Raw genomic sequence first — 23,204 nt, forward strand, 5'->3', positions numbered from 1 at the left:
ATCGCTTGAATGCGGTTTGAGTTGGAAAACCTGAGTATGCGGCAAGCTCATACGTTATCAGACGTCATATTACATCGCACGATTGATCGGGAGCAAGAAGGTGCATTGAGCGGGCTGGACTATTCCCGATCCGCCGCGCCAGGCCAACGGTTTTCCTCGATACACCGCGCCGTGGGCATGCGTGTCGCCCAGCCCTCGGCCTGAAGCATGGGTTCGTCGTAGAAATGCTGCACATGGCCAATGCAGAGGATCGCGACCGGCCTGGCATCCGCCGGCATATGCAGCAAGCGTTGAAGCGCCGCTACATCAAACAGGGACACCCAGCCCAGCCCAAGTCCCTCCGCGCGAGCCGCGAGCCACATGTTCTGAATCGCGCACGCCACCGACGCAAGATCCATTTCCGGCAGGGTGCGGCGGCCGAAGATATGCCGCTCGCGGTTTTCCATCAAGCCCGCTACCAGCACCTCGCCACAATCCAGGATGCCCTGGACCTTGAGCCGCATGAATTCATCGCTGCGTTCCTCGAGCGCCGCGGCCGTTGCCCGGCGCTCCGTTTCCACGATGTCGTGCAACGCGAGACGCATGCTGCGATCGGTCACGCGCACGAAGCGCCAGGGCTGCATGAAACCGACGCTCGGCGCGTGATGTGCGGCGTCGATCAAGCGCGCCATGAGTTCGGGCGCGACGGGGGTATCGATGAAATGCCGCATGTCGCGGCGCTCGTGGATCGCGCGATACACCCCTGCAGTCTCAGGGTCGGAAAAGCGCTTGAGGGTCGAGTCAGTCATTGCTTTAATGCGTTCCAGGATCGGCTGTATCTGCCGGATTCGGGTGAACGGGACCGTGTCGTTATTCACCCTGTCAATGCCTAATGAAGGACGCTGGCGTTATGGATTCATTCCAGCCGTTCCCTTCACGATATCCGGAGGATACAGACCTGCGGCCCGGGGCACCATCGCCAGGCGGCGGGTGTTAGCCCTGATGCGCCAGGCACATGAGCATCGCGGCGGTCTTCTTCCCGACGCCCTTCACTCGACCGCCGGCCATGCAAGGTGCGGCGAGGTCCAGTCGAGTTCGCTGCCAACGACCATCACCTTGCCGTCGCGCAGCAAGGCCATTGTCACGCCCACCGAAGCGCGGCCGCTCGTAAGCGACAGGTACGGCTGGCAAAACACCGCCGTCCCCATGTTCGCCACCGCTTTCCAGTAGTAAGGCCGGTGATCCCAGCGCGCCGATTGCGTGGCGAGCAACGGGCCGAGCCTGAAATCGCCATTCGGCGCTGCATGCCCCACAAACTCCTGGCCCACGATACGGCCCGTATGATCGAGCACGAAACAGCGTTTGCAGAGCGCGAGCGCGGTCATGGGTGCAATGGCGTCGCCAATCGCCGCGCCATTCGATAACGCCGCCGCCGCTGCCTTCACCATCGCAAGGTACGGGGACAATTGCGCGTCGAACCGGCTTGCGCGGGCGCTGCGGCCTTCGGCGATTACATCGAATGCGTGGTCGATGCGCCGCATCACCGCGTCCGGGACCGGTATGCTCGCGCTGGGTCTGCCCAGCAGGAACCCTTGAGCGAAGTCGACGTTGGATTCGACAGCGAGCACGAGTTCCTCGGTCGTCTCGATTCCTTCCACGACCACGAGCATGTCCGCGCGATGCAGCAGCGCGACAATGGTCGAGAGCAACGGCTGGTCGGACGCACGGCTTTTCGCGCGGATCAATTCGCCGTCGAGCTTCACGAAATCCGGCTGGATTCGCAGCAGGCGGTCGAGGTTCGAATGGCCCGCGCCGAAGTCGTCGACAGCGATCAGAAATCCGCATCCCCTATATCGCCACGCGGCCAGCGCCAGTTCTTCCACGCTCACGCCATCTGATTCCAGTATCTCGAGCACGATACTGCCGGGATTGAGTCCCGCTGCGACCGCCATGTTCGAAAGCGTCTGCTCGTAGCCGGCCTGGATGAAGGTGGAAGGCGCGACGTTCACGAACAGCCACGCGTCGCGCGGCACGTGCCTGCGTGCATTGTCGAAGTGCAGGTGATGTGTAAGCGAATCAAGTTCGGTCACATCGGGGTTCGACTGCGGTGCGAACAGCACGCCAGGCTCGACGGGCTTGCCTTCATGATCGTGGCCACGCAAGAGCACTTCGAAGCCCACCTGCTTCTGATGCGACAAGCTGTAGAGCGGCTGGAAATGCGTGGAAAGTTCAAACGCGCCCCATTGCCTGACGGTGTTTCCCCCGGCTTCGAGATCGTTCGCCCCATGCGGGTTCGTATCGATGTCTTCGTCAATAGCGGTTGCGCGCACGCGCGCGACGCTGCACGCGCGCTCCACGAACACGCGATTGCGTCCGGCATGTTTTGCCCGCAACAGCGCTTCGTCCGCGCGGTCCAGAAGCGAAATGGCGCTCTCGTGATCACGTCGATGCGCCACGCCGAAGCTCGCGGTCAGGAAGCCGTCCGGCCGCAGAATGCCTGCGATGCGAATTCGCAAGGAGTCTGCAAGCTCCGTTACGTAGTGAGGTCCGGCAGCGGGAACAAGCACGGCGAATTCCTCGCCGCCAAGCCGGCCGGCAATCGCTTCCGGCGGGATTGCATCCTTGATTACCTGCGTGACCTGCATCAGCGCGTCGTCGCCTCGCGCGTGGCCGTATTGATCGTTGAGCGACTTGAACCGGTCGACGTCGAGAAAAATGGCGCTGACGATCTCGCCGCCGATACGTGGCCTGGCAAGCATCTGCTCGGCTTGCTCCAGAAACGCGCGGCGGTTGAGCAACTGGGTCAATGGATCGGTTGCCGCCTGCGCCGTGAGCTTTTCTTCCAGCAGAAAGTGATTGAGCCGGAACCAGTAGAAGCCGAAATGAAATGTCGTCGCGGTCGGAATGCCAATGGCGACCCACATCGCGCACAACACCCAGTCGTCGTGCGTGAACGGCACCGCGAACACAAACGGGATGCCGGCCAGATAAAACGCGATCGTGCCGAGCACGAAATGCCGTGGCGTCAGCCACAGCGGTGCCGCGCAGATGGGCACGACCATGCCGGCAGGCAGCATCCAGTAGAGCGGCTGTTCGACTCCGGTCACGTTGATCATCACGCCAATCTGCAGCACGACCACGTAGGCCGCGCCGATCAGGCCGAATACGAATGTGGAGGGCGCTCTGGGAATGGCGGCCACGAGCAGCGACAACGCGAGCGCGCACATCAGGCGTGGCCAGAGCGGCAGCTCGATGCCCGTCACATGAGCGCGTGCGACCACGAAAATCAGGAAAGCGACGACGGTAAAAGCCATGGTGACCGTGGAGAGCGGCTTTTGCTGTTCCATGGAACGGCGGTGAAAGCGCTGGCGAAGCGGGGATGTAACGGGCGGCGGAAGCAGGGATGTAAGCATGTCGGCGGTCGGTTTTAGCAGTCTCATTCGTGCGAGTGAAGGCTGTCGGCTGTGGTTGCAGTGTCCGGGGCCGATTTATTTGTTTGAACTTCCGAAGCTGAAAATCACATGTCCATAATTTCATCAGACGAAATGGATTGTCTTACGCCGCGCCAGCACGCTCAAGACAAATGTTGAACTAGCGCAGCGTTGTCAGGGCTTCAGGAGCACGCCGCGCTCCCGCAAGATGAAATGCAAGGGACGAGCCATTCTAGATTTTTAAATGGATATTGAAAAGCTGACGTGTCCTGGACGGTCTCCATGCGGTGTTTCAGCGCCTGAACTTGTGTATTCATCTAGACGACTTGCTAGCGTCACCGCGTCGTCATGTTGCATTCCTAGAATCCGTACGACGCTGCAAATCTCAGGCGTCATAGTGAGGACATCATGGATGCAATTCGCATCGAACGCCTGTGCAAGACGTTCGACAACGGCCGCAAGGCGCTCGACTCCATCGACCTGCGAGTCGCTGAAGGTGAAATGGTCGCGCTGATCGGTGCGTCCGGTTCGGGCAAGTCAACACTGCTGCGGCACATTGCGGGATTTACCGCGTCCGACCCGGCGCCTTCGCATGTGACGCTGCTTGGACGGCCTATTCAAGAGAACGGCAAGGTGGCGCGCGAAGTCCGCAGGATTCGCCGCGATGTCGCCTTCGTGTTCCAGCAATTCAATCTTGTTGGGCGTCTCACGGTCCGCACCAATGTGCTCCTCGGCGCGCTGTCACGCGTGCCGCTGTGGCGGCGGCTGGTCGGCCGGTTTCCCCGCGCCGAGCAGGAACTGGCCATGGCTTCGCTCTCCGCCATGGGCATCGGCGACCATGTCAATGAACGCGCCAGCACCTTGTCAGGCGGGCAGCAACAGCGCGCGGCACTGGCGCGTGCGCTGGTTCAGCGAGCGCGTATTGTCCTCGCCGACGAACCCATCGCGTCGCTCGATCCCGAGTCTTCGCGCCGCGTGATGGAGTTGCTGCAGTCGCTGAACGAAGACCATGGACTGACGGTCGTGGTGTCGCTCCATCAGATCGATATCGCGATGAAGTATTGCGCAAGGACGGTCGCGCTGCGCAATGGCTGCGTGGTGTATGACGGCCCTTCCGCGCATCTCACGCCGGCGCTGCTGCGCGATCTGTATGGCGCGGCGGCCGAAGAACTGCTGAACGATACCAACACCGCTACCGATGCATCGCGTCATATGGAACGCGCCATGGAGCGCGCGGCAGCGCGGCCCGAAGGCGCGTCGGCCCGCTCTGCGGCATTCGCGTCGGCGGCAAGTTCCTGATTGCACGACTTCCTGCTTCTTTCCAAACCTGGACCCATTCAATGAAATCAACCCGTCTTTTCTTGGCCGGCGCGATATGCGCCGCCTCGCTTGCCGCATGTTTCGCCTCGCAATCGGCGCTTGCCGAAACCATCAACTTCGGGATTATCTCGACCGACAATTCCGCGGCGCTCAAGCAGCGCTGGCAGCCGCTGATAGACGACCTCAACAAGCAGACCGGCCTGGAAGTCAAACCGTTCTTCGCCACCGACTATGCCGGGATTATCGAAGGCATGCGTTTTAATAAGGTGCAGATTGGCTACTTCGGCAATGCGTCGGCCATTGAAGCGGTGGATCGCGGCAACGGCGAAGTGTTCGCGAAGGTGAAGTACAAGAGCGGGGAAGCCGGGTACTACTCGCTGCTGATCACGAACGTGAACAGCAAGTGGAAGACCGTCGACCAGGTGCTTAAGAACACGCATGACATCAATCTCGGTTTCGGCGATCCGAACTCCACGTCGGGCACGCTCGTGCCCTCGTATTACCTGTTCGCGAAGAACGGCATCTCGGTGCGCAGCGACTTCAAGAGCGTATTGCCATCGAGCCATGAAGCGAACATGCTGGCCGTGGTGAACAACCGCGTGGACGTCGCGACCAACAACACCGACATGGTGGAGACCTTGAGGCAACAGCATCCCGAACTGCTGCAGCGCGTGCGCATATTGTGGAAGTCGCCGCTGATTCCTTCGGACCCGCTCGTATGGCGCCGTGACCTGCCGCAAGCGACGAAGGACAAGCTGCGTAACTTCTTCGATCACTACGCCCAGACCGATCCGCACGAGAAGGCGATCATGGAAGCCATCACGGGCTTGTCGGGCTTTGCGGATTCCACCGACGCGCAACTGATTCCCATCCGTCAGATGGCCTTGTTCCAGAAGAAAGAGCAAATCCGGAACGACGCGCATATGTCCGATGAAGACAAGAAAGCGCAGATCGCCGCACTCGACCAGAAATTGGCGCAACTGGACACGGTGGCGGCGAAGTGAAGCATCCCGTCGACGCTTATTCCTTCGACGGCGCCGAGGCCCGCCCACGAATCATCAAGCCCGAACTGCATGTACCCAAGCGCAGTTGGCTCTCGATGTTCGGCTGGGTCGCGTTCATAGCCGTTCTCGGTCTGTCGTGGCATAGCGCCGACATGCGTCCGCTCGATCTTTTCGCCGATCCGGGCAACATGGTGCAGTTTGGCCGGGATTTTTTCCCGCCGGACTTTCACGACTGGCGCACGTATGTTCACGAGATGATCGTGACGCTTGCCGTGGCGGTGTGGGGCACGGCGCTCTCGCTGGTTTTCGCGGTGCCTTGCGGGCTGCTTTCGGCCTACAACATTGCGCCGATGTGGATTGCCCAGCCCGTGCGGCGCGTGATGGACGCCTGTCGCGCAATCAACGAGATGGTCTTTGCGATGCTGTTCATCGTGGCGGTCGGGCTTGGGCCGTTCGCCGGCGTGCTCGCGCTTTGGGTGCATACCACCGGCGTGCTCGCCAAGCTGTTCGCGGAAGCCGTCGAGGCTATCGACGCACGTCCTGCCGAAGGCGTGCGCGCCACTGGCGCAAGCAGTCTCGATGAAGTGCTTTACGGCGTGTTGCCGCAGGTCATGCCGCTATGGATATCGTTCGCGTTGTACCGGTTCGAATCGAATGTGCGCTCGGCCATGGTGGTCGGCATGGTGGGCGCGGGAGGCATTGGTGTGGTGCTGTACGAGGCGATTCGCTCGTTCAATTATGCGCAGACCGCAGCGGTGTTGCTGATGGTGATCGTGATCGTGAGCCTGATCGACCTGGGCTCGGCGTGGCTTCGTGAGCGCGTGATCTGACGGTCAAAGACGTTTTAAAAACCCGGCCGGTACGCAGCGTGTACCGGCCGGTTTTGTTTCACGCGGGTATCAAGCGAATATCAAGCCGGCTTGAGCGATTGATCGATCGCGGCCAGCAGTTGTTGTCCGGCATCGGCCAGCAAGCCCGAATTGTCGATGGTCGTCACCCGCGCCGCTTCCGGCAATGCAAGCGCCGGACGGCGCGCGAGACGCGCTTCCATTTGCCTGGAGTCCTCGCGGCCGCGACGCTCGAGACGCGCGGCAAGCACAGCCGGGCTCGCATGGATATGGACGAACTGCGTGTGCGGGTACCGTTCGAGCGCGGCAGGCGCGTGCTGACGCGAACCGTTCACGACGACCCGTTGGCCGCGCGCGAGCCACGCATCGATCTCCACGCCAATGCCATAGTGAAGCCCGAGGCTTTCCCAGTGCATCGAGAACACGCCGTTTGCCAGACGGGCGGCGAATTCATCGTGCGTCAGCGCGACATGGTTCTCGCCTTCCGAAACGGGCCGCGTGATGTAGCGATGCGCGAACATCACCTGTGAACCAATGCGCTCCCGCACGAAGCCGAGCAGCGAGTCCTTGCCTGCGCCCGACGGTCCCATCACGTAGATCAATCTGCCTTGAGCGGCGCTCATGCGAGGACTCCCGCATGAGCGAACGGCAGGCGCTTCCAGAGAGAGAAGGGCGCTTTCCGATGTTCCTGGACGAACAGCGCCGCGCCATGAAAAGGCAGCGGCCCGAGCGTTTCGCCGCGTGCTTGCCAAACCGACCTGATCTCGGCGCGCAGCGGTGCGGAATCGATGGAGTTGGACAATGTCATGTGGAAACGGAATTCATCGAGCACGTAGGGGTAGCCCCATTCGTGCAACAGCGCGCGTTGCCTTGGAGTGAGACCGGATGCGAGCCGCCGCTCGATATCCTCGGCCGGCGGACGCGCACGCAGCGAAGCGAGGGCGTGCAGAGCGCTTGCCGCGATGTCGCGGATAGCTTCATCGTGCGCGGGTTGCGCCGCGCGAAGCGCAACGAAGCGTCCCATTTCGACGGCTTGAAGCGGGACACTGAAGGGAGAAACCCGCTTCGCCCATTCCAGTGCAGCCGAAAGCACATCCTCGGCCTCGTGACCCTCGGCGATATGAAACGGCGGCACGAGCGTGCCATGCCATCCATATTGGCTGGGCGCAGCCGTCAGCGACGCAACCGGCTGCGCCAGCGTGGGAACCAGCGGCGTTTCCATGACCTCGCCGGTTTCAGCGTCGCGGCCAAGCCATTCACAACCCGCGTGCCACCAAGGGGACGTGGACGGCGGTGCGTAGTAGAGCGCAATACGTGCATCGGGCGTCGACGTGCTCATACGCCGTCCTCGACCAGCAATTGCACACGGTCCGCGGCAAAGTGCGTGATGCCATATTTGATGGGAACGCCGGCTTCATCCACGTCGACGCTTTCGACCCACATGACCGGTTGTTGCCGATTGATCTGCAAGCGGCGCGCGACCTCGGAACTCGGCAAGACGCAGCCGATACGGCTCCATTTGCGCGTGTAATCGGTCACGCCATATTCGGCGAGCGCCGCGCTCACGCCTTGCTTGCCCGCCAGCACCGCCGGAAGATCGGCGAACCGCATGGCCGGATACCAGCTTCGTGCATAGGTCAGCGGTACGTCCTCGGAGTCGTGACGCGTCTCGATTTCGTACACGAGCGTGCCGGCGCGAATGCCGAGCGCCTTCGCCGCGACCGGATCAGCCTTGACCTTGTCGCTCGACAACACCACACCCGCCGACGACTGGTTGTTGCGGCGCAGATTTTCGGTGAAACGCGTGCGCCGTCCAATCTGATAGTCGATTGCGCCGGGCTGCACGAACGTCCCGCGTCCCTGCTCGACGCTCACGAGGCCCGTTGCCGCCAGACGCAGCATGGCGCGGCGCACGGTGTGGCGGTTGACGTCGAAACGTCGCGCGAGTTCTGCCTCGCTCGGAAGGCGGCCCTCTTCGCCGAAGCTCTTCGCCGTAATCTCCGCCGAAAGGATCTGTTCGATCTGGCGCCACACGGCAACGCCCGCGCCGCGCTCGACTGCAAGCCCCGGTGTCCCCGTTTCGTTGGATGTCATGGTGGTGTCATTCCTGTCGGTTTGAATATCGTCATTGGCATTGTAGTGCGCCGCCGATGATGGAAATGTGAAAGCGCGGCGAACGGCATCAATTTGTGTCTGTACCTGTAAACGTCTAGACGACCAGATGACTATTCTAGTAGGGTATGGGTTTTACGGCAGCATCAAATCACGAGGTTGACGATGAACATATCTGCGCGGCCGTCCGACCTGGCGCAACCGGCCACCCGGCGCGAATGGCTGGCGGTCCTGGCGCGCTCGCCGCACGCCAGCATGAAGCAAGCAATGGACGCCGCGCTCGGGGCGGACAGCGCGCCCGAATTCGACTGGCTGCGCGCGCCGGATATCGGCCTTGCGATGGTGCGCGGGCGCGTCGGCGGCACGGGCGACGCGTTCAATCTCGGCGAGGTGACCGTGACGCGTGCAACGCTGCGGATTCGCTCGGGCGTTGGACGCGCGGTTGTCGGCATGGCGGTTCACATGGGACGCGACAAGGAGCGCGCCACACTGGCCGCGCTTGCGGACGCGTTGCTGCAAATTCCGGCGTTCGAAGCGCGCATGCAGCAACAGGTGATCGCGCCGCTGGCGGCGCGCATCGACGAAAACCGCCTGCACAATCGGGCGCGTGCAGCGGCCACGAAAGTTGAATTCTTCACGATGGTGAGAGGTGACTGATGCAACGCAATAACTCATTGGCGGGCGCGCGGGACACGAGTGCGGGCGGCATCGACCTGTCCACGCTCACCCCCGGTTTCACCGACACCATCCATGACTCCCAGGGCGTATTTCGCTCGCTGCTGGATGCATTGTCCCGCCCGGGCAAGATCGTATCGATGGACACCGTGGTGCCGGATCTGGCGAACGGGCAGGAGGCGCACGTACCGCTCGCCGCCTACGCGGCATTGCTTGCGCTCGCCGATTACTCCACGCCCGTGCTGCTGCAGCACGAACATCGCTCATTGAGCGACGCGCTGCGCTTTCATACCGGCGCGCCCGTGACGAGCGATTGCTCCGAAGCCGTGTTCGCTTATCTCGACAACGCGCATTCAATGCCCTCGCTCGACGCATTTTCGCTGGGTGAGCCAGAGACGCCGGAGACCGCCGCCATGTTGTTCATCTGCGTGGACTCGCTGACAAGCGGCGCGCCCACGACCTGGAGCGGTCCCGGCATTCGCGAGTCGGAAAGAGTCTGCGTGGCCGGCGTGCCGGCCTCGTTCTGGCGCGAGCGCGCGGAGCTTGCGGGCGACTTCCCGTGTGGCGTCGATTGTTACTTCGTGCACGGTGGTTCGGTGATCGGCTTGCCCCGGACAACGCGCGTGGAGGTGGCCTGATGTACGTCGCAGTCAAAGGTGGCGAACGCGCGATCGAGCGTTCCTGGGACCTGCTTGCAGAAAAGCGCCGCGGCGATGAAACCCTCGCCGAACTCAGCGTCGGCCAGATTCGCGAGCAGCTCAGGCTTGCCGTTGCGCGCGTGATGACGGAAGGCTCGGTCTACGACGAAGAACTCGCCGCGCTCGCGATCAAGCAGGCGGCGGGCGATCTGGTCGAAGCGATTTTCCTGCTGCGGGCCTACCGGACCACGTTGCCGCGATTCGGCTACACGCTTCCCATCGATACGGAAGAGATGTGCGTTGAGCGGCGGATCTCGGCGGCATTCAAGGACATTCCCGGCGGCCAGATGCTCGGCGGCACCTACGACTACACGCAGCGCCTGCTCGACTTCAAGCTGCTGGCGGAAGGCGCCGCATCGGGTTCCGGCAAGAAAATTGCTGCAGCCGCGCCCGTGCAGGACGCCATGCCGCGCGTGCTCGCCATGCTCGACAAGGAAGGTCTGATCGAACAGGAGAGGGCGCACGCGGACGCTTCCGAACCCGGCGATATCACGCGCGAACCGCTGGCGTTTCCCGTCGATCGTCCGGTTCGCCTGCAGAATCTTGCGCGCGCCGACGAAGGTTTCCTGCTTGCAATGGGCTACGCGACACAGCGCGGTTATGCGCACACGCATCCATTCGCGGGCGAGATCCGCAACGGCACGGTCGCCGTGGAAATGGATATCGAGGAACTGGGATTTTCGATCGAGATTGGCGACATGGAAGTCACCGAGTGCCAGATGATCAACCAGTTCGCCGGCAGCGGCGACGTGCCGCCCGCGTTCACGCAAGGTTATGGGCTCGCGTTCGGACACTCCGAGCGCAAGGCGATGGCGATGGCGCTGGTCGACCGTTCACTGCGTGCGCCGGAGTTGGGCGAGACAGTTGCTTCGCCCACGCAGGACGCCGAGTTCGTGCTGTATCACAGCGACAATGTGGAGGCATCGGGCTTCGTGCAACATCTGAAATTGCCTCACTACGTGGACTTCCAGTCCGAGCTCGAACTACTGCGCCGGCTGCGCGCGGGCCTCGAAAAAGAACAGCAGGAGAACGCAGCATGAACGCGCGTGTGCAGGAAAGTGCCATTGCGGAAGGCTACAACTTCGCTTACCTGGACGAACAGACCAAGCGCATGATCCGTCGTGCCTTGCTCAAGGCCGTCGCCATCCCGGGGCATCAGGTTCCGTTCGCGTCGCGCGAAATGCCCTTGCCCTACGGCTGGGGAACAGGCGGATTGCAGGTGACCTCTGCGATCATCGGGCGTAGCGACACGCTGAAGGTGATCGACCAGGGTTCCGACGAAACGACCAACGCGGTCAACATCCGGCGTTTTTTCGCGCGCACGGCCGGCATTGCAACGACCACGCGGACGGTGGACGCATCGATCATCCAGACGCGTCACCGCATTCCCGAAACGCCGCTGACGGACCGGCAGATCATCGTGTATCAGGTGCCCATGCCCGAGCCGCTCTACAGGCTCGAACCGCGCGTGACCGAGTGCCGCAAGCTTCACGCGCTGGCCGATTATGGCCTGATCAACGTGAAGTACTACGAGGATATCGTGCAGCACGGCAGCATTGCGACAACCTACGATTACCCGGTGCTGGTGAACGACCGCTATCTGACGTCGCCTTCGCCAATTCCGAAATTCGACAACCCGAAGATGCACATGAACCCTGCGCTGCAGCTTTTCGGTGCGGGCCGCGAACGGCGCATCTACGCCATTCCGCCCTATACGAAGGTCAAGAGCCTTGATTTCGAGGATCATCCGTTCAGCATCCAGCACTGGGAACACGCGTGCGCGCTGTGTGGATCGCGCGAAAGTTTCCTGGACGAAATGATCGTCGACGACGAAGGCCGCCGCATGTTCGTCTGCTCGGACAGCGACTATTGTCAGGAACGCCGCGCTGAAAACGAACAGGAGGATGCATGAGTATTTCGATTCCTGCAGTGCCTTTGCTCAGCGCGCGCGGACTCACCAGGCGGTACAACGGGCGCGGCGGCTGCGCCGGCGTGGACATCGATATCTATCCGGGCGAAGTGTTATGCATCGTCGGTGAATCGGGTTCGGGAAAATCGACCTTGCTGAACGCGCTTGCGTTGCGCACGCCCGCGAACGAAGGCACGTTGACGTATCGCACGGCGGAGCACGAGCTTCTGGATCTGGTCACGCTGCCCATGCCCCGTCGCCGCAAGCTGGCGCGCACCGACTGGGGTTTCGTGCATCAGAATGCGCGCGATGGCTTGCGTCATGGTGTCTCGGCGGGAGCGAACATAGGCGAGCCATTGATGGCGAATGGCGCGCGTCATTACGGCAAGCTTCGCGAGACGGCTTCGGACTGGATGAGCCAGGTTGAACTGGATGCCGCGCGTATCGATGAACTGCCTGCCGCATTTTCAGGCGGCATGCAGCAGCGGCTGCAAATCGCGCGCAATTTGGTCACCAGACCGCGCCTCGTTTTCATGGATGAACCGACCGCCGGACTGGATGTATCGGTGCAGGCGCGCCTGCTCGACCTGCTTCGAACGCTGACGGGCAAGCTTCATCTTGCCGCGCTGATCGTGACGCACGATATTGGCGTGGCGCGCCTGCTCGCGCACCGCCTGATCGTGATGAAGGACGGGCGCGTGGTGGAAAGCGGGCTGACCGATCAGGTGCTCGACGACCCTCAACATCCTTATACGCAGACGCTGGTTGCGTCCGTGCTGCCAGCCTGAGAGCCTAGAATGAACGCCAATAGCTTCAAGGAACTTGCCGACGACGTCGCCTTCGCCGAACGCCGCGCGCTGATGCTGCGTGCGCGCGGCGTCGAAAAAACGTTCACGCTGCATCAGCAGGGCGGCGTGAGCATTGCAGCGCTGGGCGGCGTGTCGCTCGATGTGGAACGCGGCGAATGCGTGGTGTTGTCGGGACCTTCGGGTGTCGGCAAGAGCACCTTGCTGCGCTGCATGTACGGCAACTATCTGCTGACGCGCGGCACGGTCTCCATTCGCGACGACAGCCGCGCCGCCGGCTATCTGTCGCTCACCGGCGCCGAGCCGCACGACGTGATCCGCCTGCGCCGCACGACCATGGGCTACGTCAGCCAGTTCCTGCGCGCGATCCCGCGAGTGTCGTCGATAGATCTCGTCAGCGAGCCGCTCGTATCTCGCGGCATGGATGAAGACGAAGCGCGCGAGCGGGCCGGCGTCCTGCTCGAACGCCTGAACGTGGCGCGCCGTTTATGGACGCTCGCGCCGGCCACGTTCTCGGGCGGCGAACAGCAACGCATCAACATTGCCCGTGGCCTGATTGCGGAGCAGCCGCTTTTGCTGCTCGACGAACCCACCGCGTCGCTCGACGCCGAGAACCGGCAAGTGGTCGCCGATCTCATCGTTCAAGCGCGCGAGCGCGGCGCGGCGATCGTAGGCATTTTCCACGACGAGGACACGCGTGAACGCGTCGCGACTCGTCTGATCCAACTCAACGCGCCCGCCGCACAGGCGGCAACGACTACGGAAACCTTGCAGACATGCTGATCAAGAACGCGCGAATCGTCACTCGCGACGAAGAGTTCACAGGCGTTGTGCGCATCGCCGATGGACGCATTGCCGAAGTCGCGCCGGGCACGACGTCGGCCAGCGGCGCGCAAGACTGGGAAGGCGACTATCTTTTGCCGGGGCTGGTTGAACTGCATACGGACAACATCGAAAAACATATCGCGCCGCGTCCTGGCGTGCTGTGGAATTCCGACGCCGCCATTGTCGTGCACGACGCACAGGTGGCGAGCGCAGGCATCACGACCGTCTTCGATGCGCTCGGCATTGGCTCGCGAGGCGGCGTGGGCGTGCGCGGCAAGGAGCTGCAGACCAACAACGCGCGCTCTATTGAACGGCTGGCGGCGCAGGGCCTGTTGCGCGTCGATCACTTCCTGCATCTGCGCTGCGAAATCGCGGCCGCCGATGTGCTCGAAGTGTTCGACAACCTCGTTTCGCATCCTCTGCTGCGGCTCGTTTCGGTGATGGACCATACGCCCGGACAGCGCCAGTGGCATGACCCCGTGCAATGGCGCAAGTATCAGGAGCGCCACGGCAAGTGGACCGACGAGCACGCGAGCACCATGCTCGCCGAACTCACGAGCGACCAGCAGCGTTATTCGCGGCTGCATCGGACGGAAATTGTTGCGCGCTGCAAGTCGCGTGGCCTGCCGCTCGCGAGCCACGACGACACGTCGATAGAACACGTACTCGAGGCGGCGGAAGACGGCATCGTGCTCGCTGAATTCCCGACTACGCTCGTGGCCGCGCAAGCAGCGCGCGAGCGCGGAATTTCCACCATCATGGGCGCGCCGAACATCGTGCGCGGCGGATCGCACTCGGGCAATGTCTCCGCGCTGGACATGGCGAAGGCGGGCTTGCTCGACATCCTGTCGTCGGACTACGTGCCGTCGAGCTTGCTCACCGCGGTCTTCGATCTCGTCGACAAAGCCGGCTGGACCCTCCCGCAAGCCATGCGCACGGTGTCGGCCGCGCCGGCCAATGCGGCAGGCCTGACGGATCGCGGCGCCATAGCGGTTGGCCTCAGGGCGGACTTCGTACGGGTGGCGATGGCCGATCGTTTGCCGATACCGCGCGCGACCTTCCTGGCTGGAAATCGCGTCGCATAGTCAGCAGGACGAATCCGCGAACCATCTGCGCAAGGCAATTCTTGACTCATGCTCAAGAGTCTTCTGCCTTTCGCGGGGTTTTTGAAAGAGAGCGGAGCGGGGAAACTGGCGACCTTCGAACCGATGCATCCATGCATCGACTACAAGGAGCCGCATCATGCGCATCACCATTCCAAACCGTATTGGCTTTGGCACAGCGCCGCTTGGCAACATGTTCCGCGAGATTCCAGAGCAGGAAGCGCTGGATACGGTCGAGGCTGCATGGCAGTCGGGCATTCGCTACTTCGACGGCGCGCCGCTCTACGGCGCAGGTCTCGCCGAGATTCGCCTGGGCGAGGCGCTGAAGGCTCATCCGCGCGACGAATATGTGCTCGGCACCAAGGTCGGCCGCCTGATCCTCGATGAAATCGAGGCGCCCAACGCGCGCGATCTCGGCGAGAAGGGCGGTTTGTTCGAGCATGGGCTGCCGAACAAGATCGTCTATGACTACAGCGAGGACGGTACGCTGCGTTCCATCGACGACAGCTTGCGGCGTCTCAACACCGATCGCCTTGACTATGTGTGGATTCACGATCCCGCGCAGGACTTTCACGGCGAGCACTGGTTATCTGTATTCAATACCGCCATGAAAGGCGCGGCCAGGGCGCTCACACGCCTGCGCGAGGAGGGCGTCATCAAGGCCTGGGGCCTGGGTGTGAATCGCGTGGAACCCTGCGAACTCGCGATGGAACAGGCCGACCCCGACGGTTTCCTGATCGCTGGCCGTTACACCCTGCTGGACCATGAAGCGGCGTTGTCGAAGCTGATGCCGGCATGCGAGGCGCGCGGTCTGGGTATTGTGGTTGGCGGTCCGTATAACTCAGGCTTGCTTGCGGGCGGCGATCACTTCGAATATCAAAAGGCGCCGGCCGCGATGATTGAACGCGTGCAGCATATCAAGCGGATTTGCGAGCGCTTCAATGTCGATATCAAGGCGGTGGCGCTGCAATTTTCGCTCGCGCATCCGGCGGTTGCGGGAATCATTCCGGGCGCGAGCCGTCCCGGGCGCATCAGCGAAAACATTGCGCTGGCCGCAGCGCCGGTTCCAGCCGATCTGTGGGCATTGCTCAAACAGGACGGATTAATCGCGGCAAATGCGCCGGTGCCTGTGGCGCGGTAAGTGTCACGCATTACGCTCAATGGCTTCGGAAAAGCTTGCGTCTGCTGCTTTTCCGGGGCCAAATCGTGCTCTGGTTTACGCACTTTTTTCCTCTTCTTCCGTGCAATGCCGACAACAGCGGCAATACGTGCGGCAACTTCCTTTATCAGCTTCCATAAATTGATCTAAAGAATCAAAACCTGTTTAACGTTTGCCACGGATGTTCGGACCGTCTCTCGAAGTGCATACTGCTTCATACAAATAAAGCAATGAGAGAAAACCATGCACGGGGAAAAACGAGCACTTTATTACGTCGGCCGAACGCTGAGTGCGCCTTTGCAGGCGCGTCTGCAGGAGCGTTCGTGGAAAGTCGCGGTGCTCGAACCCGGCACCGTGCCGAAAGTCGCGCCCAGGCAGCCATCGGCTGGCATTCTGGACTTTTCCTCGCTCGAGTTTCCTGCCGACCTTCGATATCTACATGAGGTGCTGGCGAATGCGCTGACGGGCTGGGTGGCTGTGGGTCATCGCGAAAACCTGGAAGATGCAACCGTGCGCGGCCTGATTCGCGACTATTGCTTCGACTACATCACGCTGCCGGCGTCGGACGAGCGCGTGGTCGACGCGGTCGGACACGCATACGGCATGGCCGCGTTGCAAGTGAGCGTATCAAACGATGCCCGCAAGGACGCGCGCGACGGGCATCCGGAAGGCGAGATGGTCGGCTCCTGCGACGCCATGCTCAGCCTGTTCCGCGCCATCCGCAAGGTCGCCATGACCGACGCTCCGGTCTTCATCTCGGGCGAGTCCGGAACGGGCAAGGAACTGACTGCGCTCGCCATTCACGAGCGTTCCGGACGGCGCGACCAGCCGTTTGTAGCGATCAATTGCGGCGCGATTCCCGCGCATCTCCTGCAATCGGAACTGTTCGGTTACGAGCGCGGTGCCTTTACCGGTGCGAACCAGCGGAAGATCGGCCGCGTGGAAGCGGCCAATGGCGGCACGCTGTTCCTCGATGAAATCGGCGACTTGCCGCTCGAAAGCCAGGCGAGCCTGCTGCGTTTCCTGCAGGAGCGCAAGGTCGAGCGGCTGGGCGGACACGGCTCCACGCCTGTGGACGTGCGCATTATCTCGGCCACGCACGTGGACATGCAGACGGCCATGATGGAAGGGCGGTTTCGTGCCGACCTGTATCACCGTTTGTGCGTGCTGCAACTCGATGAACCGCCGCTGCGGGCGCGCGGCAAGGACATCGAATTGCTGGCGAAACACATGCTGGATCGTTTCAGGAAGGAAGCGGGCAGAAGGCTGCGTGGTTTCGCGCCCGATGCTATCGCTGCTATTCACAACTATGGCTGGCCGGGCAACGTGCGCGAGCTGATCAACCGCATCCGTCGCGCCATTGTGATGTCGGAAGGGCAGCAGATCAGCGCAGGCGATCTGGAACTCGCCGAATATGTGGAAGTCGCGCCGGTGTCGCTTGCACAAGCGCGTGAGTCTGCGGAGCGCCAGGCGATTGAACTTGCGTTGCTGCGCCATCGGGGCCGTCTTGGCGACGCCGCGCAGGAACTGGGCATTTCGCGCGTCACGCTGTATCGCCTGCTCACGGCGCACGGATTGCGCGCGGATGTCAGCGCGATGCCGAGTTCGGACTCGCGGCCCGCTGCGTGAGGTACCGTTCCAGACGCGCAGGCGGGGCCAGACCCGAACCAGAACGCGTTTCGCCACATGGATGAACCGTATATATTCGTGACTGGCTTGCAATCGGTCATGTCTCAACTCGTCCGGATACGGGCTGATCTCGTCAAAGGCTCGGGTCGCGTTGTCGACGTCTCCACGGAGGGTTATCGTTGTGACTCCGTGGAAGGAATGGACCGGCTGTTGAGCGATGTCCGTGCAAGACGTATCGATGAAATCAGGGTTTCGGAGCCGCAGTGGGGTGCCCGGCGGCTCGTGATCAACTATTTCGGCGAATAGGCCCGGCCGCTTTTGCGGAGAAATCGATGAGACGAAAATCCGGCGGTGTGGTGATCGTGCCCATACTGATTGGCCTGACGGTCGCCGCGCTCGTCTGGGTCGCCAGTTACCGGGGCGGTGGGCCAAAACTGGCCGATACCGCCGGGGCGTCAAGCGCCGTTGCGTCGACTCCGCTTGCTGCAAGCGCTTTAAGCGACACATCGGTGCCCGGAATAAAACCCGCGGAAACGATGCAGGCCAACGCGAAGGAATGACGCGCGGGCGCATGCATAAGCCATGACCTATGATCCTCTAAACAATCTCTGATTATCGTGACGGCCGGCGTGGCCTTAAGCTTGCCTGTTTAATTGCAGCGATCCGTGAGGCGTACGACTTGCAATGAACAACACGATCATCATTTCCCATCCCGCCTGTCTTGAACATCGTCCCGGCCCGCATCATCCGGAGTCTCCGGAACGATTGAAAACCGTATTGCATGCACTGCGCTCGCCCGAGTTTGCAGCGCTTGAGTGGCTTGATGCGCCACTCGGCACGGTGGAACACGTGCAACTGATCCACGATCCGGCATTTGTCGATGAAATCGCGGAGATGGCGCCGAGCCACGGCTACGTACCGCTGGATGGCGGCGACACAATCATGTCGCCGGGATCGTGGGAAGCCGTCATGCGCTGCGTCGGCGCGGCGTGCGCCGGTGTCGATGCCGTGATGAACGGGCATGCCCGCAATGCGTTCTGCGCGACACGTCCGTGCGGCCACCACGCCGAACCATCGAGGGCGATGGGTTTCTGCATTTTCAACCAGGCCGCCATCGCCGCAGCGTACGCGCTGGACACGTATCAACTCCAACGCGTTGCGGTCGTCGATTTCGACGTTCATCATGGCAACGGCACACAGGCCGCATTTTTCAACCGCCCTGAACTGTTCTATGCGTCGAGCCACCAGTCGCCCTTGTACCCCGGTACGGGCGCGGCGTCGGAAACAGGCGTGGATCACAACATTGTCAATGTCCCGCTGCCGCGCGGCTGCGATTCCGGGCTTTTCCGGGCGCGCATCAAATCCGGGATGCTGCCCGCAATACGCGATTTCGATCCTCAGCTCATCATTATTTCGGCGGGCTTCGACGCGCATCGGCTCGATCCGCTTGCGGGCCTGAATCTCGAGGACAGCGATTTTCAGTGGATCACCACTGAACTCGTGCGCATTGCCGATACCGCGTGCGAAGGCCGCATCGTCTCGATCCTGGAAGGCGGTTATAGCCTCGAAGCGCTGGCCGCGGGCACGACCGTGCACGTGCGCGCATTGATGAACAGTGCGGCCGGCTGACCGTTCACCTCGAGCTTCCGCGATTGTCTTCCGACAAGTCACGCTGGGTCTTCATGAACACGGCCGTGGGCACGTTCGGGACCTCTTGCGCCAAGCGGTCGAGCTCTTCCCTGATCTCGATGAAGTCGTGAGCCACACGTGTGTCCGGTGCTCGCGCGTAGATTGCCTCGAGCCTTCGCCTGATGGCGCCATAACGCGCGCCTGCCGCACGATGCTGCTCGGCCCGTTCCGCGTACCGCAGGAAGGTCTGGAGCGACGCCATTACCGACGCAAGCACGCTGACCAATCCGATCACGATTCTTACCCAGGGCGAGACGCCCGTGGCGATCATCGAGAGGAAGGCGGTAGTTCCGATCAGCGACGTGATCGCGATGACCGACACACCGAGCCCGCGGCTGCGTTTTCCCAGAAGGTTGGCCATGTCGTAGTGGCTCATCTGCGACTCGCGGGCGCGCCTGATCCACTTCAACAAGAGAGAGTCGGTGTCGATGGCCGGTTCGTAATCGCCCAGTGTTGTCATGGTGTTCGGCTTCCTTGGTGGTTTGCGAGCAGGACACGGCATTATCCGCGATGACGTCAGACGGTCGCGAAAGACACGTTCTCTTCAATGAGACTTCCTGCTCATTCGCCACTCCCAAGGACTCTCGAAACGGCTGCTCACCTTGCATGACGTGTCTCATCCGTCGACGTGGGAAACCACCAGGATTTGACGGCTGCAAGATTGGCGGGCAGCCTTCGTTCAGCGTTACTGGGATGCGCCAGTTGCGAGTTCGAATATATGGCGCTGCACCACGCTCCGCACGTCGTCAGTAAGCGCTCCGAACTCTGCGCCGACCTTCATGCCACCCTTCAGCGGCGCAACGTTGCGCGCAATGCAGTTCAGCATGAGTGCATGATTGCGCCGATCCACCTTCAGGCGTAGCGCGAGCTTGAAATGCTCGCCGCGTTCAAGCGTGGTATCGGGAAGAAAGAAGCCGATGCCGTTTGCGCCGATGTTCAGGACTTCGGCATCGAATCCAGTCGCGACAACGTCGTTGCGGATCAGGCGCGCTGACATGTGCGTCTGTAGCCGCAGGTGTTGCCGGATCGTGCGCTTCCTGACCTCGGCCGGATAATCGAGGCTGATTACGCCGGGAAACAATGTGTCGCGTCCGGCCACCCGGGTGTGGAAGGAATAAACCTCTCGCCCGCAAATGACTTTTGCTTCCAGTTCCGCTCCCGGTTGCAGCATTGCGGCGGAATCCGGGGCGATTACAAGAAGAGCGCGGTCCTTTACTGCACCAACATAGTCCGCGCGAAACGACACGTCCGCGCTGCCAGAGGGACTGAGATGGAACACTTCCACGCTGGTGGGCATGACCGGGAAGCAGGTCACGACTGCGGACGCAGCATTCGCCCGGGGTGTGGTATCGCTTGCCGTCGATAGCAATGCCGCATGGCCGGTGCATGACTTGTCCGGATTTGCCCCTCGGGGGTTGTCTTCGCGAAAGGCTCCATTCGTGAGAAGCCGCTCGAGTTGCGTCTCCGAACGCAGAAGATGACCTTCGCTGAGTAACAGTTTGCCGGCCGCCGAATAGACTCGAAAGCCCGTGGGTTTGTCGAGAGCAAGCTCATGCGCCGCAATTTTTACAAGTGCCATATCGCCTCAAGATCGTGCCTCAAGATCGCCTCCGCCCGACTAAACAATCTGCCGTCGGGAGGCGCGGACCCGGTGTAGCGACAATTTAAGCGGCGCCTGTGAGTCGTTCGGTGCGGCAACACTCATTTGTCAGATCAAAGCGCGGATAGCGAATGTAAGCACGCCGACGGTCGCGCCCGTCATTCGGAAAACAAGGCACACCAAACAAGCACGCCCGACAAGCTCACGTTGCGCCTGAAGGCGCGGCCTGTCGTTTTATGCAGTAGCGTCTGTACAGGACGGTCCAGGCGGATAAGCCGGTGTATGCGGCAACGCCGATCCAGGAGGAAAGGAACCTGGGATCGTCGATAGCAAGTCGATAGATCACCCAGAGCCGGGCGGCGTTCTCCGTTACAAGCCCTGCGCCCCACACGGCGGTCATGAGACGTATGGAACGTATGAGCGCTGGGCGCGTGCGCCACATTTGCTCAAATTCGACTTCCCGGCCTTGGCGTTCTCTCGCGAGGGTTGAACGCGCAAGATAAAAGACAAGCGGCCGGCGTAACGCAAGCGAGCCAAGAAACAGCATGCCTATCGCGCCGCTGACCACGGGCGCACGGGCGACACGAAGCCACTGCGTGGGATCGAAGATCACAGCGAGCACGGACAGTGCAAGCCCTGCAAGCGCGAGTGCGCTGAGTGCATCGAAGTGCCGAAGATATGCGAAGTCGGCGCACATCCAAGCGAGCAGCGGCAGCATCGAAATCAACAGGGCCCCGCTGAGACCTGTGTAGTGGAGCGCGACCCTGTATGCCGCGGCGGGCAGGGCCACGTTCACGACGAACGCAAGCAGGTAGCGACAAGAGGGGATCATAGGGCGGTTCCAGTGCGGATTCAGGAAGCCGATTCCAGGCTTGACCATACATTCGTATGGTTTCCTCATCAAAAAGCCACCAGGCAACACAGACAGATCGTTTCAAGGCGGACTGACCTGCGGCAAGCTGCCAGCAATGGGACTTTGCAACGGAAAGCATGTGCCGCGCTATTGTGAACTGCGAGTGTCATGATTACGGCCCACGCGTGCGCATGCAGGATTGGCGTGGGGTCGATCAGCTTTGCAGAAGTTGTTTCGGCGTGTTCGATTGCGTCAGTTGCTCGACCATCATGCGGGCAGGCGCGGGCATGTTTTCAAGTTCGCGGCACACTATATTCAAGTGCCGGTCGGACCACGGTTCAGCCAGGGGAACGCTCACGAGGCGTGACCTTTCGTGTGCCGGTATGCCCACTTCCGGCAAGACGCCGATTCCCAGTCCGGCGGCGACCATGTTGCGCACCGCCTCGAAATTCGTCACCTGGATACGCAGCTTAAGCCGCCTGTTGGCTGCTTCGGCCGCGCGGGTGCAAAGCGTATGGATCGACGCGCCTTCTTGCATCCCCACGTAGTCGTGATCGAGCGTTTCCTCGAAACCAATCGATTCGCGCGATGCGTAAGGATGACCAACCGGCACCACAAGGAACAGCCGATCCACCCTGTATGGCAAACAGGTGAGCCTCAGCGAAGGGTCCGGCATGGCGCATATACCGAAATCGACTACTCCGTTTTCGACCATTCGCACCACGACGTCGCTGGGCTTTTCGACCAGCTCGATCTTGAGCTCCGGATGTTCGCTCGTGAAGCGGCGCAAGTCGTCTGGCAGGTAATGCACCATGGCCGTGTACGTGACCGACAGCCGTACGTGCCCGCGAATACCGCCGGAATATTCACTCAACAGCGTATCGATTTGCCTGAATTGCTCAAAAATCTGCCTGGCGTGACCGTAAAGCGCATCGCCTGCGGGCGTGGGCAGCACACCCCGGCTATGGCGGTAGAAAAGCGCCGAACCGGCATCTTTTTCGAGGTCCGAGATCCGCTTGCTCGCGGCGGAGGCGACCAGATGGAGCGCCCGCGAGGCCGTGGCAATGCTTCCTTCTTCCACGACAGCCATAAAAACCCGAAGGGACTCTATATCGATGCGCATGAGGGGCTTGAAGATGGAGTGGCGCCACCCATCGCCAATGACGATGGCTAGTTTCGCGAGAAAACAATGGTTGACGCGAGCTCTCAATACTATGATCTAGCCTCGCCAAAACACCTTGTACTCCGCCGACGTCCCACGTGGCGTGAGGCGCGCAGCCTTCGGAACGGCGAACGAACGCCTGGGCGGAGCTCCAGATAATAATATCGAGATAGCGTCATGAACGACATAGTAAACGAATCCCATTCTCCGTCCGTGCCGTCATACAAGTGGTACGCGCGCTTGACCAAAAAACACTGGCTTACGCTAAATGGCGCATTTCTTGGGTGGATCTTCGACGGATATGAAGCGCTTGCGCTGATCATGGGGCGCTTTCACACTCCAAGTGCAACAGCGGGGTCAATGACAATGCCGTGCTTGGCGCAGTTTTCAATAAAGACCTCA

At 61.5% G+C, this 23,204-nt stretch carries 24 protein-coding genes; 15 read left to right on the forward strand and 9 right to left on the reverse strand.

The window, feature by feature from the left end:
• Positions 1-119 precede the first annotated feature (119 nt).
• Positions 120-788 carry a 5,6-dimethylbenzimidazole synthase gene (gene bluB / locus AWB64_RS27945; RefSeq protein ID WP_060858658.1) on the reverse strand — a complete coding sequence of 223 codons (669 nt, stop codon included), beginning with the start codon at positions 786-788 and terminating at the stop codon, positions 120-122.
• Positions 789-1,028: 240 nt separating this feature from the next.
• Positions 1,029-3,392, reverse strand: a complete 2,364-nt coding sequence (locus AWB64_RS27950; protein ID WP_060858659.1) for a bifunctional diguanylate cyclase/phosphodiesterase — start codon at positions 3,390-3,392, stop codon at positions 1,029-1,031.
• A 426-nt stretch (positions 3,393-3,818) separates the two neighbouring features.
• Between AWB64_RS27950 and phnC the strand changes: the two genes are divergently transcribed.
• The 3 genes from phnC (at position 3,819) to phnE (ending at position 6,564) form a co-directional block, all read left to right on the forward strand.
• Positions 3,819-4,709: a phosphonate ABC transporter ATP-binding protein gene (gene phnC, locus AWB64_RS27955; RefSeq protein ID WP_060858660.1), complete on the forward strand. Its 891-nt coding sequence runs from the start codon at positions 3,819-3,821 to the stop codon at positions 4,707-4,709.
• Positions 4,710-4,750: 41 nt separating this feature from the next.
• Positions 4,751-5,734 (forward strand): phosphonate ABC transporter substrate-binding protein, encoded by a 984-nt coding sequence (gene phnD, locus AWB64_RS27960; RefSeq protein WP_060858661.1) that lies wholly within the window; start codon positions 4,751-4,753, stop codon positions 5,732-5,734.
• A 95-nt stretch (positions 5,735-5,829) separates the two neighbouring features.
• The gene (phnE, locus tag AWB64_RS27965) at positions 5,830-6,564 is read left to right on the forward strand and encodes a phosphonate ABC transporter, permease protein PhnE (RefSeq protein WP_099050613.1); all 735 of its coding nucleotides are present in this window, start codon (positions 5,830-5,832) and stop codon (positions 6,562-6,564) included.
• Positions 6,565-6,644: 80 nt separating this feature from the next.
• Here the strand turns inward: phnE and phnN are convergent, their stop codons facing one another.
• The 3 genes from phnN to phnF are packed head-to-tail and all read right to left on the reverse strand — an operon-like array spanning position 6,645 to position 8,676.
• Positions 6,645-7,205: a phosphonate metabolism protein/1,5-bisphosphokinase (PRPP-forming) PhnN gene (gene phnN / locus AWB64_RS27970; protein WP_060858662.1), complete on the reverse strand. Its 561-nt coding sequence runs from the start codon at positions 7,203-7,205 to the stop codon at positions 6,645-6,647.
• Positions 7,202-7,921, reverse strand: a complete 720-nt coding sequence (locus AWB64_RS27975; RefSeq protein WP_060858663.1) for a DUF1045 domain-containing protein — start codon at positions 7,919-7,921, stop codon at positions 7,202-7,204. The genes phnN and AWB64_RS27975 overlap by 4 nt, the downstream gene beginning before the upstream one ends.
• Entirely contained in the window at positions 7,918-8,676 is a 759-nt protein-coding gene (phnF, locus tag AWB64_RS27980) for a phosphonate metabolism transcriptional regulator PhnF (protein WP_060858664.1), read from the reverse strand. The genes AWB64_RS27975 and phnF overlap by 4 nt, the downstream gene beginning before the upstream one ends.
• Positions 8,677-8,859: 183 nt before the next feature.
• On the opposite strand from phnF, the gene phnG reads away from it, so the two are divergent.
• The 12 genes from phnG (at position 8,860) to AWB64_RS28040 (ending at position 19,127) form a co-directional block, all read left to right on the forward strand.
• Positions 8,860-9,351 carry a phosphonate C-P lyase system protein PhnG gene (gene phnG, locus AWB64_RS27985; RefSeq protein ID WP_060858665.1) on the forward strand — a complete coding sequence of 164 codons (492 nt, stop codon included), beginning with the start codon at positions 8,860-8,862 and terminating at the stop codon, positions 9,349-9,351.
• A complete protein-coding gene (gene phnH, locus AWB64_RS27990; RefSeq protein WP_060858666.1) occupies positions 9,351-10,007 on the forward strand; it encodes a phosphonate C-P lyase system protein PhnH in 657 nt (218 codons plus the stop codon). The genes phnG and phnH overlap by 1 nt, the downstream gene beginning before the upstream one ends.
• Positions 10,007-11,107 carry a carbon-phosphorus lyase complex subunit gene (locus tag AWB64_RS27995; protein ID WP_060858667.1) on the forward strand — a complete coding sequence of 367 codons (1,101 nt, stop codon included), beginning with the start codon at positions 10,007-10,009 and terminating at the stop codon, positions 11,105-11,107. Before phnH ends, AWB64_RS27995 begins: the two co-directional genes overlap by 1 nt.
• Complete coding sequence (locus AWB64_RS28000) at positions 11,104-11,979, forward strand: alpha-D-ribose 1-methylphosphonate 5-phosphate C-P-lyase PhnJ (protein ID WP_060858668.1); 876 nt, start codon at positions 11,104-11,106, stop codon at positions 11,977-11,979. The genes AWB64_RS27995 and AWB64_RS28000 overlap by 4 nt, the downstream gene beginning before the upstream one ends.
• On the forward strand, positions 11,976-12,764 hold the full coding sequence (gene phnK / locus AWB64_RS28005; protein WP_060858669.1) for a phosphonate C-P lyase system protein PhnK: 789 nt from the start codon (positions 11,976-11,978) through the stop codon (positions 12,762-12,764). Before AWB64_RS28000 ends, phnK begins: the two co-directional genes overlap by 4 nt.
• A 9-nt stretch (positions 12,765-12,773) precedes the next feature.
• Positions 12,774-13,565 carry a phosphonate C-P lyase system protein PhnL gene (gene phnL, locus AWB64_RS28010; protein WP_060858670.1) on the forward strand — a complete coding sequence of 264 codons (792 nt, stop codon included), beginning with the start codon at positions 12,774-12,776 and terminating at the stop codon, positions 13,563-13,565.
• Positions 13,559-14,692 (forward strand): alpha-D-ribose 1-methylphosphonate 5-triphosphate diphosphatase, encoded by a 1,134-nt coding sequence (locus tag AWB64_RS28015; RefSeq protein WP_060858671.1) that lies wholly within the window; start codon positions 13,559-13,561, stop codon positions 14,690-14,692. The genes phnL and AWB64_RS28015 overlap by 7 nt, the downstream gene beginning before the upstream one ends.
• A 157-nt stretch (positions 14,693-14,849) precedes the next feature.
• Complete coding sequence (locus AWB64_RS28020) at positions 14,850-15,851, forward strand: aldo/keto reductase (protein WP_060858672.1); 1,002 nt, start codon at positions 14,850-14,852, stop codon at positions 15,849-15,851.
• Positions 15,852-16,112: 261 nt separating this feature from the next.
• Complete coding sequence (locus AWB64_RS28025; RefSeq protein ID WP_060858673.1) at positions 16,113-17,498, forward strand: sigma-54 dependent transcriptional regulator; 1,386 nt, start codon at positions 16,113-16,115, stop codon at positions 17,496-17,498.
• Positions 17,499-17,597: 99 nt separating this feature from the next.
• A complete protein-coding gene (locus AWB64_RS28030) occupies positions 17,598-17,804 on the forward strand; it encodes a hypothetical protein (protein ID WP_157766721.1) in 207 nt (68 codons plus the stop codon).
• 26 nt (positions 17,805-17,830) lie between these two features.
• Entirely contained in the window at positions 17,831-18,058 is a 228-nt protein-coding gene (locus AWB64_RS28035) for a hypothetical protein (protein WP_060858675.1), read from the forward strand.
• Between the two features lie 124 nt (positions 18,059-18,182).
• Positions 18,183-19,127, forward strand: coding sequence for a histone deacetylase family protein (locus AWB64_RS28040; RefSeq protein WP_060858676.1), 945 nt, complete (start codon positions 18,183-18,185; stop codon positions 19,125-19,127).
• A gap of 4 nt (positions 19,128-19,131) precedes the next feature.
• Here the strand turns inward: AWB64_RS28040 and AWB64_RS28045 are convergent, their stop codons facing one another.
• From AWB64_RS28045 to AWB64_RS28060, 4 genes are all read right to left on the reverse strand, one after another.
• Positions 19,132-19,647: an SLATT domain-containing protein gene (locus AWB64_RS28045; RefSeq protein ID WP_060858677.1), complete on the reverse strand. Its 516-nt coding sequence runs from the start codon at positions 19,645-19,647 to the stop codon at positions 19,132-19,134.
• 225 nt (positions 19,648-19,872) lie between these two features.
• Positions 19,873-20,766 (reverse strand): PilZ domain-containing protein, encoded by an 894-nt coding sequence (locus AWB64_RS28050; RefSeq protein WP_060858678.1) that lies wholly within the window; start codon positions 20,764-20,766, stop codon positions 19,873-19,875.
• 223 nt (positions 20,767-20,989) lie between these two features.
• Positions 20,990-21,619, reverse strand: coding sequence for a VC0807 family protein (locus AWB64_RS28055; protein ID WP_060858679.1), 630 nt, complete (start codon positions 21,617-21,619; stop codon positions 20,990-20,992).
• A gap of 235 nt (positions 21,620-21,854) precedes the next feature.
• Positions 21,855-22,763: a LysR family transcriptional regulator gene (locus AWB64_RS28060; protein WP_060858680.1), complete on the reverse strand. Its 909-nt coding sequence runs from the start codon at positions 22,761-22,763 to the stop codon at positions 21,855-21,857.
• Positions 22,764-23,204 lie beyond the last annotated feature (441 nt).

The organism is Caballeronia sordidicola (genome assembly GCF_001544455.2).
Classification (GTDB): domain Bacteria; phylum Pseudomonadota; class Gammaproteobacteria; order Burkholderiales; family Burkholderiaceae; genus Caballeronia; species Caballeronia sordidicola.

Bases quoted from the DNA above. Each gene is read 5' to 3' on its own strand.
- phnC (WP_060858660.1), top strand. From the start codon at position 3,819: ATGGATGCAATTCGCATCGAACGCCTGTGCAAGACGTTCGACAACGGC.
- phnN (WP_060858662.1), bottom strand. From the start codon at position 7,205: ATGAGCGCCGCTCAAGGCAGATTGATCTACGTGATGGGACCGTCGGGC.
- AWB64_RS28020 (WP_060858672.1), top strand. From the start codon at position 14,850: ATGCGCATCACCATTCCAAACCGTATTGGCTTTGGCACAGCGCCGCTT.
- phnG (WP_060858665.1), top strand. From the start codon at position 8,860: ATGAACATATCTGCGCGGCCGTCCGACCTGGCGCAACCGGCCACCCGG.
- AWB64_RS28000 (WP_060858668.1), top strand. From the start codon at position 11,104: ATGAACGCGCGTGTGCAGGAAAGTGCCATTGCGGAAGGCTACAACTTC.
- AWB64_RS27995 (WP_060858667.1), top strand. From the start codon at position 10,007: ATGTACGTCGCAGTCAAAGGTGGCGAACGCGCGATCGAGCGTTCCTGG.
- phnH (WP_060858666.1), top strand. From the start codon at position 9,351: ATGCAACGCAATAACTCATTGGCGGGCGCGCGGGACACGAGTGCGGGC.
- AWB64_RS27975 (WP_060858663.1), bottom strand. From the start codon at position 7,921: ATGAGCACGTCGACGCCCGATGCACGTATTGCGCTCTACTACGCACCG.
- AWB64_RS28030 (WP_157766721.1), top strand. From the start codon at position 17,598: ATGTCTCAACTCGTCCGGATACGGGCTGATCTCGTCAAAGGCTCGGGT.
- phnL (WP_060858670.1), top strand. From the start codon at position 12,774: ATGAACGCCAATAGCTTCAAGGAACTTGCCGACGACGTCGCCTTCGCC.
- AWB64_RS28035 (WP_060858675.1), top strand. From the start codon at position 17,831: ATGAGACGAAAATCCGGCGGTGTGGTGATCGTGCCCATACTGATTGGC.
- AWB64_RS28055 (WP_060858679.1), bottom strand. From the start codon at position 21,619: ATGATCCCCTCTTGTCGCTACCTGCTTGCGTTCGTCGTGAACGTGGCC.
- AWB64_RS28050 (WP_060858678.1), bottom strand. From the start codon at position 20,766: ATGGCACTTGTAAAAATTGCGGCGCATGAGCTTGCTCTCGACAAACCC.
- AWB64_RS28025 (WP_060858673.1), top strand. From the start codon at position 16,113: ATGCACGGGGAAAAACGAGCACTTTATTACGTCGGCCGAACGCTGAGT.
- phnE (WP_099050613.1), top strand. From the start codon at position 5,830: ATGTTCGGCTGGGTCGCGTTCATAGCCGTTCTCGGTCTGTCGTGGCAT.
- phnD (WP_060858661.1), top strand. From the start codon at position 4,751: ATGAAATCAACCCGTCTTTTCTTGGCCGGCGCGATATGCGCCGCCTCG.
- AWB64_RS28060 (WP_060858680.1), bottom strand. From the start codon at position 22,763: ATGCGCATCGATATAGAGTCCCTTCGGGTTTTTATGGCTGTCGTGGAA.
- AWB64_RS27950 (WP_060858659.1), bottom strand. From the start codon at position 3,392: ATGCTTACATCCCTGCTTCCGCCGCCCGTTACATCCCCGCTTCGCCAG.
- phnF (WP_060858664.1), bottom strand. From the start codon at position 8,676: ATGACATCCAACGAAACGGGGACACCGGGGCTTGCAGTCGAGCGCGGC.
- AWB64_RS28015 (WP_060858671.1), top strand. From the start codon at position 13,559: ATGCTGATCAAGAACGCGCGAATCGTCACTCGCGACGAAGAGTTCACA.
- phnK (WP_060858669.1), top strand. From the start codon at position 11,976: ATGAGTATTTCGATTCCTGCAGTGCCTTTGCTCAGCGCGCGCGGACTC.
- bluB (WP_060858658.1), bottom strand. From the start codon at position 788: ATGACTGACTCGACCCTCAAGCGCTTTTCCGACCCTGAGACTGCAGGG.
- AWB64_RS28045 (WP_060858677.1), bottom strand. From the start codon at position 19,647: ATGACAACACTGGGCGATTACGAACCGGCCATCGACACCGACTCTCTC.
- AWB64_RS28040 (WP_060858676.1), top strand. From the start codon at position 18,183: ATGAACAACACGATCATCATTTCCCATCCCGCCTGTCTTGAACATCGT.